Here is a 14,929-nt window from a genome sequence, read left to right on the forward strand (position 1 = left end):
CTTATCGCTGGCAAGCCAGCGCCCACAGGGTTCTGTGGCGTACACAAAAACGGTGGGCGCTGGCTTGCCAGCGATGACGTCCGACCAGACACCCAAGATTCCAACGGTTGTTCCCCGGAGAACCGCAATGACCGACCAACCGATGTCCCCCGCCGAATTCGAAGCGGCCCTGCGCGCGAAAGGCGCCTACTACCACATCCATCACCCGTATCACGTGGCGATGTATCAGGGCCGCGCCACCCGCGAGCAGATTCAGGGCTGGGTCGCCAACCGCTTCTACTATCAGGTGAACATTCCCCTGAAAGACGCTGCGATCCTCGCCAACTGCCCGGATCGCGAGATTCGTCGCGAGTGGATTCAGCGTCTGCTCGACCACGACGGCGCGCCCGGTGAAGACGGCGGTATCGAAGCCTGGCTGCGCCTCGGTCAAGCGGTCGGCCTCGACCCGGATCAACTGCGCTCCCAGGAACTGGTGCTGCCCGGCGTACGCTTCGCCGTCGATGCCTACGTCAACTTCGCCCGCCGCGCCAGTTGGCAGGAGGCCGCCAGCAGCTCGTTGACCGAACTGTTCGCGCCGCAGATCCACCAGTCGCGCCTCGATAGCTGGCCGCAGCATTACCCGTGGATCGACCCGGCCGGTTACGAGTATTTCCGCACCCGCCTCGGTCAAGCGCGCCGCGACGTCGAGCACGGTCTGGCGATCACGCTGGAGCATTACAAGACGCGCGAAGGCCAGGAGCGCATGCTGGAAATTCTCCAGTTCAAACTGGACATTCTTTGGAGCATGCTCGACGCCATGAGCATGGCCTACGAACTGAACCGCCCGCCGTATCACAGCGTGACCGAACAACGGGTCTGGCATAAAGGAATCACCCTATGAGTTTCGACCGCAGCAAAGTCCCGACCTGGCGTCCCGGCTACCGCTTCCAGTACGAACCGGCGCAAAAAGGCCATGTGCTGCTGTACCCCGAAGGCATGATCAAACTCAACGACAGCGCCGCGCTGATCGGTGGTTTGATCGACGGTGAGCGGGATGTCGCGGCGATCATTGCCGAGCTCGACAAGCAGTTCCCCGGCGTGCCCGAACTCGGTGAAGACATCGAGCAATTCATGGAGGTTGCCCGTGCGCAGCACTGGATCGAACTTGCCTGATTCGTCGGTGAAAGTGCCGCCCAAGCCTGAGGTCGGCCTGCCGCTGTGGTTGCTCGCCGAACTGACCTACCGCTGCCCGCTGCAATGCCCGTACTGCTCCAATCCGCTGGATTTCGCCGAGCAGGGCAAAGAGCTGAGCACCGAGCAGTGGATCAAGGTATTCCGCGAGGCGCGGGAGATGGGCGCGGCGCAACTGGGTTTTTCCGGTGGCGAGCCGCTGGTGCGCCAGGATCTTGCCGAGTTGATTGCTGAAGCTCGCAAACTGGGCTTCTACACCAACCTGATCACCTCGGGCATCGGTCTCACCGAGCAGAAAATAAGCGACTTCAAGAAGGCTGGCCTTGATCACATTCAGATCAGCTTCCAGGCCAGTGACGAGCAAGTAAACAACCTGCTCGCCGGCTCGAAAAAGGCTTTCGCGCAGAAGCTGGAAATGGCCCGCGCGGTTAAGGCCCATGGCTATCCGATGGTGCTGAACTTCGTTACCCATCGGCACAACATCGACAAGATCGACCGCATCATCGAGCTGTGTATTGCGCTCGAGGCAGATTTCGTCGAACTCGCTACCTGCCAGTTCTACGGCTGGGCGCAGCTCAACCGAGTCGGCCTGTTACCGACCAAGGAACAACTGGTGCGCGCCGAACGCATCACCAACGAATACCGCGCCAAACTGGAAGCCGAAGGGCATCCGTGCAAGCTGATTTTCGTCACCCCGGACTACTACGAAGAACGCCCGAAAGCCTGCATGAATGGCTGGGGCAGCATTTTCCTGACAGTCACCCCTGACGGTACTGCCCTGCCCTGTCATGGCGCCCGACAGCTGCCGGTGCAATTTCCCAACGTGCGCGACCACAGCATGCAGCACATCTGGTACGACTCGTTCGGCTTCAACCGCTTTCGCGGTTACGACTGGATGCCCGAGCCGTGCCGCTCTTGCGACGAGAAAGAAAAGGACTTCGGCGGCTGCCGCTGCCAGGCGTTCATGCTCACGGGGGACGCCAGCAACGCTGACCCGGTGTGCAGCAAATCCGACCAGCACGGCGTGATTCTCAAGGCCCGCGAGGAAGCCGAACACGCTACTCAAACCATCGAACAACTGGCCTTCCGTAATGAACGAAACTCACGCCTCATCGCTAAAGGCTGAGCCTTTCAGCGCCGCACAAGCCGTCGCCGCCGGGATGGATTTCGCCGAACTGCAACTCGGCGTAAACGGTTTGTTCTGGAATGAATATCGTCCCGAAGATGCCGCGTGCCGGATCTGGCACTGGCGTAACGGCGCGGCGAAATGTCTGACGCCTGCAGGTTTCAGCGTGCGTAGCCGGGTGTACGAATATGGCGGTGGAGCGTTTTGTCTGACGCCTGACGGGGTGGTTTTCGTCGGCGAGATGGATCAGCAACTGTACCGGCAAACGCTGGATGGCGAACCCGAGGCGCTGACGTCGGGCGAGTGCCGTTATGGCGATCTGCATTTTGCTGAGGGTCAGGTGTTGGCGGTAGAAGAGCAGCACGACACCCATCGGCTGGTCGCTATTGATCTGGCTGATGGCAAGCGTCATCTGCTGGCCGAAGGGGCGGACTTTTACGCCGCACCGACGATAAGTCCTGATGGCCGGCGTCTGGCGTGGATCGAGTGGAGCCGCCCGCATCAGCCGTGGACATCGACACGGTTGATGGTGGCCGACGGTGATTTTTCGGCGCCCCGTTGCGTGGCGGGCGAACAGTTTGAGGAATCCATCCAGCAGCCTCGTTTCGATGCGCACGGGCGTTTGTATTGCCTGACCGATCGTGGCGGATTCTGGCAGCCGTGGGCTGAGACCGCCGATGGCCTGCAGCCTTTGCAAAGCGCTGAGGCCGACCATGCACCCGCGCCGTGGCAATTGGGCGGATGCACCTGGTTACCGGTCGGGGCCACTTTTCTGGCCAGTTGGAGTGAGGGCGGTTTTGGTCGTTTGGCTCTCGACGGCGAAGACTTTACCGGTGAATACAGCCGTTTCCGTCATCTGGCACTGGATCAGCAATTCATCTATTGCATCGCGGCCTCACCGATCAGCCCTTCGGCAGTGATTGCCATTGATCGCGCATCCCATGAAGTAAAAGTGCTGGCCGGTGGTGTGGCGCCACTGCCCGCCGAACGCATCAGCCTGCCGCAAACCCTGCGTTACCCCAGCGTTGCGGGCGAGGCTCACGGGTTCTTTTATCCGGCCATGAGCGGTGAGGCCAAACCGCCGCTGGTGGTGTTCATTCATGGTGGCCCGACTTCGGCCTGTTACCCACTGCTTGACCCGCGCATCCAGTACTGGACGCAACGGGGCTTCGCGGTGGCCGACCTCAATTATCGCGGCAGCAGCGGTTACGGCCGCGAATATCGACAGGCGTTGCATTTGAGCTGGGGTGACGTCGACGTCGAAGATGCCTGCGCGGTGGTGGCGTATCTCGCCGAGCATGGCATGGTCGATGGTGATCGCGCGTTTATTCGGGGCGGCAGCGCGGGCGGTTATACGACGCTGTGCGCCCTGGCGTTCCATCAGGTGTTTCGTGCGGGCGCCAGCCTTTATGGCGTCAGCGATCCGGTGGCCCTTGCCCGAGCCACGCACAAGTTTGAGGGCGACTATCTCGACTGGCTGATCGGCGATCCCGAGCAAGACGCCGAACGCTACGCCGCCCGCACTCCGCTACTGCATGCGAGCAATATCCGCGTGCCGGTGATTTTCTTCCAGGGTGAACTGGATGCCGTCGTCGTGCCGCAACAGACCCGCGACATGGTTACGGCACTCGAGCACAACGGCATCCCGGTCGAGGCGCACTACTACGCCGACGAACGCCACGGCTTCCGCCGTGCGGTGAATCAGGCGCATGCGCTGGAACAGGAGTGGATGTTCTATCGGCGGGTGATGGGGCTAACGTTGACACAGAATTAGCGGTGTCCCGTTCGCGAGCAGGCTCGCTCCCACAGGGGATTTGTGAACGACACAGATCCAGTGTGGGAGCGAGCCTGCTCGCGAAGGCAATCTATCTGGCGCCGCAGAACTCAGCGCTTGGCGATGATGTAAACCGCGTGCACGATCCCCGGAATGTAACCGCACAACGTCAGCAGAATGTTCAACCAGAACGCCCCGCCAAACCCGACCTGCAGAAACACACCCAGTGGCGGCAACAGAATGGCAATGATGATTCGAATGAAGTCCATGGGTCAGCTCCTGATTGGGGGTTGGCTCACTTGAGCCATACAAGCTAATCGACATTTGCCGTTCGTCAGGGTTCAGTGCTTTCGCCATTTGTTCGCCACTACCCCACACAAAAAAACGCCCCACGCCAAAAGAATCAGGCGTGGGGCGTGCGTTATACCGCGAGACGGTTCTTCAATTCGGGTGGGACGTTTCGGATCAGACGGCAATCCCTTTACGGCATTGCAGTTGTGCAGTGCGCACACGGGAGAAGGCGCGGGCCAGGCGCAGGAGCATTTCGTCGATATTGGTTTTGCTGACCGTGAGTGCCGGGGTGAAGCGCAGGCAGTTGGCTTGCGGGGCGTTCAGTAGCAGGCCTTCGTGAAGTGCGGCATGGATGACGGCATCCGCGGAATCGTCCGACAGGGTCAATCCCCAGAAGAGGCCTTGCCCGCGCAATTCACCATGGCCGTAGCGGTGGGCCAATCGCGCCAGACCTTCGCGCAAGTGCTGGCCGTTCTCTCTGACCTGCTCGAGAAATGCCCGATCCTGCACGCTATCGAGTACCACCAGACCAGCCGCTGTCATCAGCGCATTGCCGTGGTGGGTGCCACCCAATTCGCCGGTTTCGAAACAGCACGCCTTGCCCCGCGCCAGCAGCGCCGCCAATGGCACGCCTCCGCCGAGACCTTTGCCGAGTACGACGATATCGGCGCGCACGCCGTAGGACTCTTCCGCGAGCAAGTTGCCGCAGCGTCCGATGCCGGTCTGCACTTCGTCAAGGATCAGCAGGATGCCCAGATCACGACACAGACGCTCGACACCTCTGAGGTAGTGCTCGGTTGCGGGAATGACGCCGGCATCGCTCTGGATCGGTTCAAGCATGATCGCTACGGTTTGCGCATCCACCGCCGCATGCAGTGCTGGCAAATCGTTGAACGGCACCAGATCGAAGCCGGGCAACATCGGCGCGAAACGGTTGGGCAGGTTCGCACTGTCCGACGCCGAGATCGTCGCCAGACTGCGGCCATGGCAGCCCTGCTTCGCCACGATGATCCGCGAGGCGCCGCCGCGATGCAGTTGACCCCACTTGCGCGCCAGTTTGATCGCCGCTTCACAGGCTTCGCTGCCGCTGTTGAGCAGATAAGCCTGATCGCTGGCGGTACTGGCACACAAGCGTTCGACAAGGCTGAGCATGCCGCGATTGTGCAAATTGAAACCGGGATTGATCAGCGCCTGAGCTTGACTGGCGATGGCTTTGACCAGCGCCGAAGGGCTGTGGCCGAGGCTGTTGGCGCCGCCGGCCTGGGAGAAGTCGAGATAAGCGCGGTCGTTGCTGTCCCACAACCAGGAGCCCTGACCACGAACGAAGACCTGTTGCGGCCGCTCGACGCTGGGCATCAGCCGCTCGGCGTTCAGGCTGTCGCCAGCAGCAGGTTGATCGGCCTCGAAAGCGAGGTCATCCAGACTCGGCGCCGGGCGGCGCAAACTGAACAGATTCATTGGAAAAAACCCCGCTTGAGGTTTTTTGAACTGCCTATGCAAACACTGTCGAAGCAAACGCTATTCATCGCGCTCTCTGGCCCTGTAAGCCTTGTGATTGCGGTTAGACTAGGCTCACTGACGGCCTCGGGCCATTTCGATTTCTCAGCATTTTCGATAAGTGTTACTTATGGATTTCAAGCAACTGCGTTATTTCGTCGCGGTCTACGAAGAAGGTCATGTCGGGCGGGCCGCTGAACGCCTGTCGATCTCGCAACCGGCCCTCTCCCAGCAGATTCGCCAGCTCGAACAAAACCTCGATGTCACCCTGTTCGAACGCAGCAGCAAGCGCCTCTTGCCGACCCTCGCCGCCCACACGCTGTACAACCACGCCTTGCCATTGCTCGACGGGCTGCAACGCGCTCGCGAAGCCTTGGGCAACTTCAAGGGTCAGGCACTGCGCACCTTGGCGATTGGTGTGTTGCAGACCGTTCACACCAGCCTTGTCCCGCAAATGCTCGACCGAGTGCGCAAGGCACAGCCGCATCTTGTTGTGCAGATCTATGAATTGTCCGGGCTGGAGATCGAGCGGCGCTTGCTCAATGGTTCGCTGGACATCGGTATCAGTTATCTGCCGCCGCGTCAGCCCGGTCTGCACGGCGTAATGCTGTACGAAGATGAGCTGACACTTGTCATCCCGGCGGATCATCCGTTGCGTGAATTCAAGAAAGTCTCGATTCGTCAGGCCGCTGAATTGCCGATGTTGTTATTGGGAGAGGAGTTTCAGATTCGCCAGATCTGGCAGGCACAGCTGACCAGCCTCGGACGTCGCCCGCAGGTGCAGGCAGAGCTGAACAACATGGTGGGGATTCTCGACAGTCTGCCGCACACCAAACTGGCGACGGTGCTGCCGGGGCGCTCGCAAAAAGAATACGACGAAGACGATCTGCTCTGGAAACCGCTGAGCGAACCACGGGTGCCGCTGAAGGTTGGTTTGGTGTGTCGCGATGTACAACGTCAGCAGGCTTCTCTGGCGCTGCTGCGGACATTGCTGGAAGAAGTGATTGAGCGCGAAGATAAACCGTTGAAAACCGCGCAACCACTGGATCCTCTGGCCTGAGCACTTTTCTTCAGGCAAAAGAAAACCCCGCCGAAGCGGGGCTTTGCAGACTGTTTCCCTGACATCCATTTCACTCCGCCACCCTGGCAGAATCCTACGTGTCCCTGTTGTTGCTTTGCGCTTCCTGCGCGACGTCCATGAAATGTAGATTAGCTCTGGATCCAATCCGCGCATATGGGAGAACAGCAGCACGTGATGTAAGCGAATGCTTACATCACGTCATTGCATCAGAACTGCGCTGCATCCAGAAGGAACAACGACTCGCTACCAGCCTTCACCGACGCGCTCAACGAGTGAATGCGCGGCAGCAGACGGGCGAAATAGAAGCGTGCGGTGCCGAGCTTGCTGGCGTAGAAATCTTCTTGAGATTCCTTGCCCAACGCGGCTTTGGCCATCAATGCCCACATATAGGCGTAGGCCGTGTATCCAAACGCCTGCAAATATTCGACCGAGGCCGCGCCGATTTCGTTCGGATTGTTTTTTGCTCGATCCAGCAGCCACGCCGTCAACTCGTCGAGGGTATCGACAGCGTCGTTCAGCGGCTTGGTGAATTCACTCAGATCAGCACTCGCCGTAGCGGTGAAGTGGCGGATCTCGTCGGCGAACAGTTGGTAGAACGCGCCGCCGCTGCCGACGATCTTGCGCCCCACCAGGTCCAGCGCCTGAATACCATTGGTGCCCTCATAGATCTGGGTGATGCGCACGTCACGCACCAATTGCTCCTGACCCCACTCGCGGATGTAACCGTGGCCGCCGAAAATCTGCTGGCCGTGGACGGTGGTTTCCAGCCCCAGATCGGTCAGGAACGCCTTGGCCACCGGCGTCAGCAATGCGACCAGATCTTCCGCACGCTTACGTGTAGTCGCGTCTTCGCTGAACTTGGCAGTATCGAGTTGCATCGCCACGTAGGTGGAAAACGCCCGGCCACCTTCGTTCGAGGCTTTCATGGTCAGCAACATGCGCCGCACGTCCGGGTGGACGATGATCGGGTCAGCGACTTTGTCTTTATTCTGCGCGCCGGTCGGCGAACGGCTTTGCAGACGGTCGCGCGCGTATTCGACGGCGTTCTGATAGGAGCGCTCGCCAGTGGCCAGGCCCTGAATGCCGACGCCCAGACGCTCGTAGTTCATCATGGTGAACATCGCGGCCAGGCCTTTGTTCGGCTCACCGACCAGATAACCGACGGCTTCGTCAAAGTTCATCACGCAGGTGGCGGACGCCTGGATACCCATCTTGTGCTCGATAGAACCGCAATTCGCCGGATTGCGCGCGCCCAGGCTGCCGTCGGCATTGACCATGAACTTCGGCACCAGGAACAGCGAAATACCTTTCGGGCCGGCCGGTGCGTCGGGCAGTTTGGCCAAAACCAGATGAATGATGTTTTCAGTAAGGTCGTGTTCGCCACCGGTGATGAAGATCTTGGTGCCGCTGACCTTGTAGGAACCGTCGGCCTGAGGCTCGGCCTTGGTGCGAATAATGCCCAGGTCGGTACCGGCGTGCGGCTCGGTCAGGCACATAGAACCGGCCCAGACGCCGGCGTACATGTTCGGCAGGTACGCAGCTTTCAGCTCTTCGCTGGCGTGGGCGTTGATCGACAGGCAGGCGCCGGCAGTCAGCATCGGGTACAGACCGAAGGACAGGCTGGCGGAGTTGACCATCTCTTCAACCTGGGCCGAAACGGCTTTGGGCATGCCCATGCCGCCGTATTGCGGATCACCGCCAACGCCGACCCAACCGCCTTCAGCGTAAGTCTGATAAGCCTGTGGGAAACCGGCCGGCGTGGTGACGGCACCGTCGGCCCAGTGGCAGCCTTCTTCGTCTGCCGCACGGCTCAGAGGCGCGATGCTTTTGCTGGTGACCTTGCCGGCCTCTTCGAGAATCGCTTCAACGGTCTCGGCGTCGACAGTCTCGGCCAGCGCCGGCAGTTCGGCCCAGAGTTTGGCGACTTCGAACACTTCATTGAGGACGAAGCGCATATCGCGCAGCGGCGCTTTGTAGTCAGCCATGGCAAACCTCGCAAGATCTAAACAGGTATTCGTGGAAGGGTGTTTTCATTGAGGCCGAGTGTACCCCAACAACTTTTGCGACACATAGGGTCAACCGGTGACCGATTTGTTATTTTTAGTCACCAAGAAAAAGATCGCAGCCTTCGCAAGCTCCTACAGGTAAAAAGCGATCCCGTGCAGGAGCTGCTGGCTGCGATCTTTTGATCTTCCTTAAAGCGCAAACATTTCGGCCGGCAGTTTCATCAAACAATCACTGCCCGCCTCAATCGCCGCACGATGCGCTGCCGTACGCGGCAACAAGCGCTTAAAGTAAAACTCGCACGTCGCCAGTTTGCCCCGGCAGAAATCCCCATCGCCCTCACCCGCCCCCAGTTGCGCCTGCGCCACGAGCGCCATGCGCAGCCATAGATAGCCGAGGATGATGTAGCCGCTGTACATCAGGTAATCCACCGACGCGGCACCGACTTCGTCCGGATTCTTCATCGCCGCCATGCCGACCTTCATGGTCAAGTCGCCCCACTGCTGGTTGAGCTCGTTGAGCTGTGCAACAAAACTGCCCAACTCTGCATGCTCGGCATTCGCCGCGCAGAACTTGTGAACGATTTTAGTAAATCCGCGCAACAGCTTGCCCTGACTGCCGAGCACTTTGCGCCCGAGCAGATCCAGCGCCTGAATGCCGTTGGTCCCCTCGTAGATCGGCGCAATCCGACAATCGCGAACCAACTGTTCCATGCCCCATTCACGAATGAAGCCATGGCCGCCGAACACCTGCATGCCGTGGTTGGTCACTTCCAGCCCGGTGTCGGTCATGAAGGCCTTGCAGATCGGCGTAAGGAACGCCAGCAAGTCTTCGGCCTCCTGACGCGCATCGGCATCACTGCTCAGGTGCGCGGTATCAAGCAGTTGCGCGGTGAAGTAAGTCAGCGCGCGGTTGCCTTCGTTGAAGGCTTTCATGGTCAGCAGCATGCGCCGCACGTCGGGGTGAACGATGATTGGGTCGGCCGGTTTGTCCGGGGCTTTGGCGCCGGTTAGCGAGCGCATCTGCAAGCGGTCGTTGGCGTACCTGATCGCGCCCTGGAAGCTTGCCTCGCCCAGACACAAACCCTGCATGCCAGTGCCGAGCCGAGCGTGGTTCATCATGGTGAACATGCAGTTCAGGCCCTTGTTCGGCTCGCCGATCAAAAAGCCTTTGGCAGAATCGAAGTTCAGTACACAAGTGGCCGACGCCTTGATGCCCATTTTGTGTTCGATCGAGCCGCAGGAAACACCGTTGCGTTCACCCGCCTCGCCCACAGCATCCGGGAGGAATTTCGGCACGATGAACAGTGAAATCCCCTTGGTGCCCGCCGGCGCATCCGGCAGTTTGGCCAACACCAGATGAATGATGTTGTCGCTCATGTCGTGCTCGCCTGCGGAGATGAAAATCTTGCTGCCGGTGATCGCGTAGCTACCGTCAGCCTGAGGCACGGCGCGGGTCTTGATGATGCCCAGATCGGTGCCGCAATGAGCTTCGGTCAGGCACATGGTGCCGGTCCATTGGCCGGCGGTGAGTTTACTCAGGTAAGTGGTTTTCTGATCCTCGGTGCCGTGGGCGTGGATCGCCGACATCGCGCCGTGGGTCACGCCCGGATACATGCCCCAGGAGGTGTTACTGGAGCCGACCATTTCGCTGATCACCAGCCCCAGCGAACTCGGCAAACCCTGGCCACCGTAGGTCGGATCCGCTGCCAGACCATGCCAGCCACCCTCGACGTATTGTGCGAAGGCTTGCTTGAAGCCTGTAGGCGTTGTCACCACGCCGTTGTCGAAATGGCAGCCCTCTTCGTCGCCGCTGCGATTGAGCGGTGCCAGAACGTTCTCACAGAACTTTGCGCCTTCTTCGAGGATCGCGTTGATCATGTCCGGGCTGGCATCGTGGGCGCCGAGGGCGGCGTAGTTGCCGTGGAAGTCGAAGACGTGGTCGATCAGAAAGCGCATATCGCGCAGGGGAGCTTTGTATTCGGGCATGGTGGCTTCTCCTTCAGCAGATTTCTTCAACCTACTGCCGGCCACCACGTCCCACAATCACTGTCCAGACGCTGAATGCGCCGTCATCACTCAACCTGCGGCGGTGTCCATGCGCACCGCGCCACGGCGATTTTGCCCGAACGCCACCACGCAGTTACGCCCCGCGCCCTTGGCGCTGTAGAGCGCCTCGTCGGCGGACTTGAGGACTTGTTCAGGGTCGCGCTGCTCTATCCGCTCGGCGACGCCGATACTGACCGTGACCGAAACGCTGGAAGCGCCGGAGCCTGCGCGACGCTGGCGCCCCTGCTGATCGTCCTGCGGGCGGTTTTCCTGGTTGCGCAGCTGAATGTTGTAGGAAGCGATCGACTCGCGGATTACCTCCAAGTGCGGCATGCACTCTTCAAGGGTTTTGCCTGCAAACACCAGGGCGAATTCCTCACCGCCATAGCGATATGCCCTGCCGCCTCCGCTGATTTTGGAGAGCTTGCTGGCGACCAGACGCAGCACCTGGTCACCGACATCGTGGCCGTGGGTGTCGTTGAATTTCTTGAAGTGATCGACGTCGCTCATCGCCAGAACATAGTTGCGGCCAAGGCGCTGCATGCGTTCGTTGAGTGCACGACGCCCAGGCAGTCCGGTGAGCTCGTCGCGGAAGGCCATTTGATAAGCCTCGTGTGCAACGGCGGCTGCGATCATCAACATCACCTGACTGCACATGATGTTCAGGGTAAACGGCAGGATGAAGGTTTTCGGCAGCATCCAGAACACCCCGAGCAGTCCGACCAGTTGCGCCGCGTGCAACGGACGCGGGTTGCGCCAGTATTGCCACGCCAACAGCAGGAATGCCGAGATGAAAACGGGATAAGACAACTGGATCAGGCTCATCCACGCGCCGTGCAGCGCAGGCCAGCGAATTTCGGAAAGCCACATCAGCAGCGCCTGTGGGTAACTTTGCTCAAGCCCAAGCGCCACGCTGCCGAACACCAGCAGGACGGCGAACCGCGCAACCATGTCCTGAAACAGGTGGGTGCGCTCCTGCCACGCGGCGAATAGCCCGAATAACAACGGCAGCAGCAGACAGACGAGATGGAACACCACGGCGGCGTCTTCGCGCACTTTGCCGTTGTCGCGGTAATAGTCGGTCTGGGTGTCGAGCAAAAAGTAGGCGATGTACACCGTGAGCATCAGAAACAGTTCGCGCTGACGACGGTAAACCGCGCAGTAAGCACCGCCCAACAACAACACCAACGTCGGCAGTACGTTAAACAGAGACGTAAAGAACACGTTGAGGTCTTTGACGTACGCAGCCGCCAACCCCGCGAGCAACAACAGCAGTGAAGGTATGAAATGGCTGAAACGTAAAGCGGAAGAACGCGGCAAGGGGTAAAACTCCGACCCGGCAAAAGATGGCATTGTGCCTGCATTTTGAGCAGTTAAGCACATGCGGTGTGACGTGTGTCACATCGAAGCCTCTTTAACGGCAGGAAAACCGCTTTTCTTAGCGTTTTAGTGGGGAATTTTCATCGCTTAAACAATTTTTCATCAGGCATGAAAAAGCCGCTGTCCCCGAAGGAACAGCGGCTGTGAAAACCTCCCCGGGACTTAGTAGCCCAGTGCGAAGTCTTCTTCTTTCATGTCCATCAGGTTATTGGCGCCCGACAGCATGGTTGCCACGTGTGTACGGGTACGCGGCAGGATGCGCTGGAAGTAGAAGCGCGCGGTTTGCAGCTTGGCGGTGTAGAACGCCGCATCGCCAGCGCCTTCGGCCAGCTTCTCGGCCGCCAGACGCGCCATGTCGGCCCAGAAGTAGGCCAGGCAGGCGTAACCGGAGTACATCAGGTAGTCCACGGAGGCCGCGCCGACTTCTTCGCGATCTTTCATGGCAGCCATACCAACCTTCATGGTCAGTTCGCCCCATTCCTTGTTCAGTGCAGCCAGCGGTGCAACGAATTCTTTGACGGCTTCGTTGCCTTCGTTGGTCTGGCAGAACTTGTGAACGATCTTGGTGAAGCCTTTCAGAGCCTCGCCTTGAGTCATCAACACCTTACGGCCCAGCAGGTCGAGTGCCTGGATGCCGGTGGTGCCTTCGTACAGCATCGAAATGCGGCTGTCGCGGACGTTCTGCTCCATGCCCCACTCGGCGATGAAGCCGTGGCCGCCGTAGATCTGTACGCCGTGGTTGGCGGCTTCGAAACCGACTTCGGTCATGAACGCTTTGGCGATTGGTGTCATGAAGGCCAGCAGTGCGTCGGCTTTCTTCTTCTCTTCTTCGTCGACGCCGTATTTGACGATATCGACCTGTTTGGCGGTGAAGTACACCATCGCACGGTTGCCTTCGGCGAAGGCCTTCATGGTCAACAGCATGCGGCGTACGTCAGGGTGCACGATGATCGGGTCCGCGGCTTTGTCCGGCGCTTTCGGGCCAGTCAGGGAGCGCATTTGCAGACGATCGCGAGCGTATTTCAGGCCGCCCTGGAAGCCGATTTCGGCGTGGGCCAGACCTTGCAGTGCGGTGCCCAGACGTGCGGTGTTCATAAAGGTGAACATGCAGTTCAGGCCTTTGTTCGCCGGGCCGATCAGGAAACCGGTAGCGCCGTCGAAGTTCATCACGCAGGTCGCGTTGCCGTGGATGCCCATCTTGTGTTCCAGCGAACCGCAGGTCACAGCGTTGCGTGCACCCACGGTGCCGTCAGCATTCGGCATGAACTTTGGAACGATGAACAGCGAGATGCCTTTGGTACCAGCCGGTGCATCCGGCAGGCGGGCCAATACGATGTGGACGATGTTGTCGGCCATGTCGTGTTCACCGGCCGAGATGAAGATCTTGGTGCCGGAAACTTTGTAGGAACCATCAGCCTGAGGTTCGGCCTTGGTGCGCAGCATGCCCAGGTCGGTGCCGCAGTGCGGTTCGGTCAGGCACATGGTGCCGGTCCATTCGCCGGAGACCAGCTTGGTCAGATAGGCTTCTTGCTGCTCTGGAGTGCCGTGCTCGGAGATGGTGTTCATCGCGCCGTGCGACAGGCCTGGGTACATGCCCCACGACCAGTTGGCTTCGCCAACCATTTCGCTGACCGCCAGACCCAGCGACTCAGGCAGGCCTTGACCGCCGTGCTCGACGTCGTGCGCCAGGCTTGGCCAGCCGCCTTCAACGAATTGCTTGTAAGCCTCTTTGAAGCCAGTCGGGGTTTTCACGCCGGACTCGCTCCAGGTGCAACCTTCGATGTCGCCCACGCGGTTCAGCGGCGCCAGTACCTGCTCACAAAACTTGGCGCCTTCTTCGAGAATGGCGTCAACCATGTCCGGAGTTGCGTCTGCGCAAGCCGGAAGACTCTGATAGTGCGCTTCATAGCCGAGCAGTTCGTCACGAACGAAGCGAATATCACGCAAGGGGGCCTTGTAGTCAGGCATAGCGATAAACCTCTGCTGATGTAACCGGGAATGAACGACCGTGTTGATTTGTTGTGACGGTCAAACAGTTGTTTGAAACATACGTTTACGCCGAAATCTTGTCAAGCGTCGATCTTTTGCCGTTCGTCATCACATTTTTCAAACGCCGGACACAACAAACCGCCATGGGCTCGAACGAGCCACGGGCGATAAAAAAAGATTAGTTGAGAGAGAAGGACTTACAACGAAAAACGCCGCGACAAGGCGCGGCGTTTAACAGGCACGGAGCTTAAAAAATCAGGCGAAGGTGTCGATGATCGTGCCAAGCATTTCATCGGATGCTTTGGCGACTTTCACACCCAGTTCTGCCTGAATCTTGCCCTGAGACATCTCGACCATGTTACTGGCCAAATCTGACTGCTGGCTGCGATCCACGCCACGCAGACGATCAACCTGAACTTCGGAAGACTGGCTGGTAACTGAACGTTCGATGGTGTTATTGGCGATCTGACTGGCAGCCTGATCGACGCGATTCTGCCCGGTCTGAATGGAGCTCAAACCCGCATAAAAAGCTGTGTTACCGGAGATTTCCATAACAGTTCTCATCCTTG

Annotated in this window: 12 protein-coding genes; 5 read left to right on the forward strand and 7 right to left on the reverse strand. The window is 59.4% G+C overall.

Annotated features, from left to right (window positions below; genetic code table 11):
* Positions 1 to 127 precede the first annotated feature (127 nt).
* The 4 genes from pqqC to PSH79_RS25365 are packed head-to-tail and all read left to right on the forward strand — an operon-like array spanning position 128 to position 4,070.
* The gene (pqqC, locus tag PSH79_RS25350; protein ID WP_100846463.1) at positions 128 to 880 is read left to right on the forward strand and encodes a pyrroloquinoline-quinone synthase PqqC; all 753 of its coding nucleotides are present in this window, start codon (positions 128 to 130) and stop codon (positions 878 to 880) included.
* Entirely contained in the window at positions 877 to 1,152 is a 276-nt protein-coding gene (pqqD, locus tag PSH79_RS25355; RefSeq protein WP_305440154.1) for a pyrroloquinoline quinone biosynthesis peptide chaperone PqqD, read from the forward strand. Before pqqC ends, pqqD begins: the two co-directional genes overlap by 4 nt.
* Positions 1,124 to 2,296: a pyrroloquinoline quinone biosynthesis protein PqqE gene (gene pqqE, locus PSH79_RS25360; protein WP_305440155.1), complete on the forward strand. Its 1,173-nt coding sequence runs from the start codon at positions 1,124 to 1,126 to the stop codon at positions 2,294 to 2,296. The genes pqqD and pqqE overlap by 29 nt, the downstream gene beginning before the upstream one ends.
* The gene (locus PSH79_RS25365; RefSeq protein ID WP_305440156.1) at positions 2,262 to 4,070 is read left to right on the forward strand and encodes a S9 family peptidase; all 1,809 of its coding nucleotides are present in this window, start codon (positions 2,262 to 2,264) and stop codon (positions 4,068 to 4,070) included. The genes pqqE and PSH79_RS25365 overlap by 35 nt, the downstream gene beginning before the upstream one ends.
* Positions 4,071 to 4,180: 110 nt before the next feature.
* Here PSH79_RS25365 and PSH79_RS25370 read toward each other — a convergent pair whose 3' ends face one another.
* Together PSH79_RS25370 and PSH79_RS25375 are read right to left on the reverse strand one after the other, a co-directional pair.
* Positions 4,181 to 4,339: a YqaE/Pmp3 family membrane protein gene (locus PSH79_RS25370; protein ID WP_003228885.1), complete on the reverse strand. Its 159-nt coding sequence runs from the start codon at positions 4,337 to 4,339 to the stop codon at positions 4,181 to 4,183.
* A gap of 196 nt (positions 4,340 to 4,535) precedes the next feature.
* Positions 4,536 to 5,819 carry an aspartate aminotransferase family protein gene (locus tag PSH79_RS25375; protein WP_305440157.1) on the reverse strand — a complete coding sequence of 428 codons (1,284 nt, stop codon included), beginning with the start codon at positions 5,817 to 5,819 and terminating at the stop codon, positions 4,536 to 4,538.
* Between the two features lie 169 nt (positions 5,820 to 5,988).
* Here PSH79_RS25375 and PSH79_RS25380 point away from each other — a divergent pair, with 169 nt between their 5' ends.
* Positions 5,989 to 6,918: a LysR family transcriptional regulator gene (locus tag PSH79_RS25380; protein ID WP_305440158.1), complete on the forward strand. Its 930-nt coding sequence runs from the start codon at positions 5,989 to 5,991 to the stop codon at positions 6,916 to 6,918.
* A gap of 227 nt (positions 6,919 to 7,145) precedes the next feature.
* Here the strand turns inward: PSH79_RS25380 and PSH79_RS25385 are convergent, their stop codons facing one another.
* The 5 genes from PSH79_RS25385 to PSH79_RS25405 form a co-directional block, all read right to left on the reverse strand.
* Complete coding sequence (locus PSH79_RS25385) at positions 7,146 to 8,924, reverse strand: acyl-CoA dehydrogenase C-terminal domain-containing protein (RefSeq protein WP_305440159.1); 1,779 nt, start codon at positions 8,922 to 8,924, stop codon at positions 7,146 to 7,148.
* A 210-nt stretch (positions 8,925 to 9,134) separates the two neighbouring features.
* A complete protein-coding gene (locus PSH79_RS25390) occupies positions 9,135 to 10,931 on the reverse strand; it encodes an acyl-CoA dehydrogenase C-terminal domain-containing protein (protein WP_305440160.1) in 1,797 nt (598 codons plus the stop codon).
* 90 nt (positions 10,932 to 11,021) lie between these two features.
* Positions 11,022 to 12,311: a GGDEF domain-containing protein gene (locus PSH79_RS25395; RefSeq protein WP_305440161.1), complete on the reverse strand. Its 1,290-nt coding sequence runs from the start codon at positions 12,309 to 12,311 to the stop codon at positions 11,022 to 11,024.
* Positions 12,312 to 12,533: 222 nt separating this feature from the next.
* Positions 12,534 to 14,339: a phenylacyl-CoA dehydrogenase gene (locus PSH79_RS25400; protein ID WP_305440163.1), complete on the reverse strand. Its 1,806-nt coding sequence runs from the start codon at positions 14,337 to 14,339 to the stop codon at positions 12,534 to 12,536.
* Positions 14,340 to 14,615: 276 nt separating this feature from the next.
* The gene (locus PSH79_RS25405) at positions 14,616 to 14,912 is read right to left on the reverse strand and encodes a pyrroloquinoline quinone biosynthesis protein PqqE (protein ID WP_187680790.1); all 297 of its coding nucleotides are present in this window, start codon (positions 14,910 to 14,912) and stop codon (positions 14,616 to 14,618) included.
* Positions 14,913 to 14,929: the final 17 nt, after the last annotated feature.

It is taken from the genome of Pseudomonas sp. FP2196, assembly GCF_030687715.1.
GTDB lineage: Bacteria > Pseudomonadota > Gammaproteobacteria > Pseudomonadales > Pseudomonadaceae > Aquipseudomonas.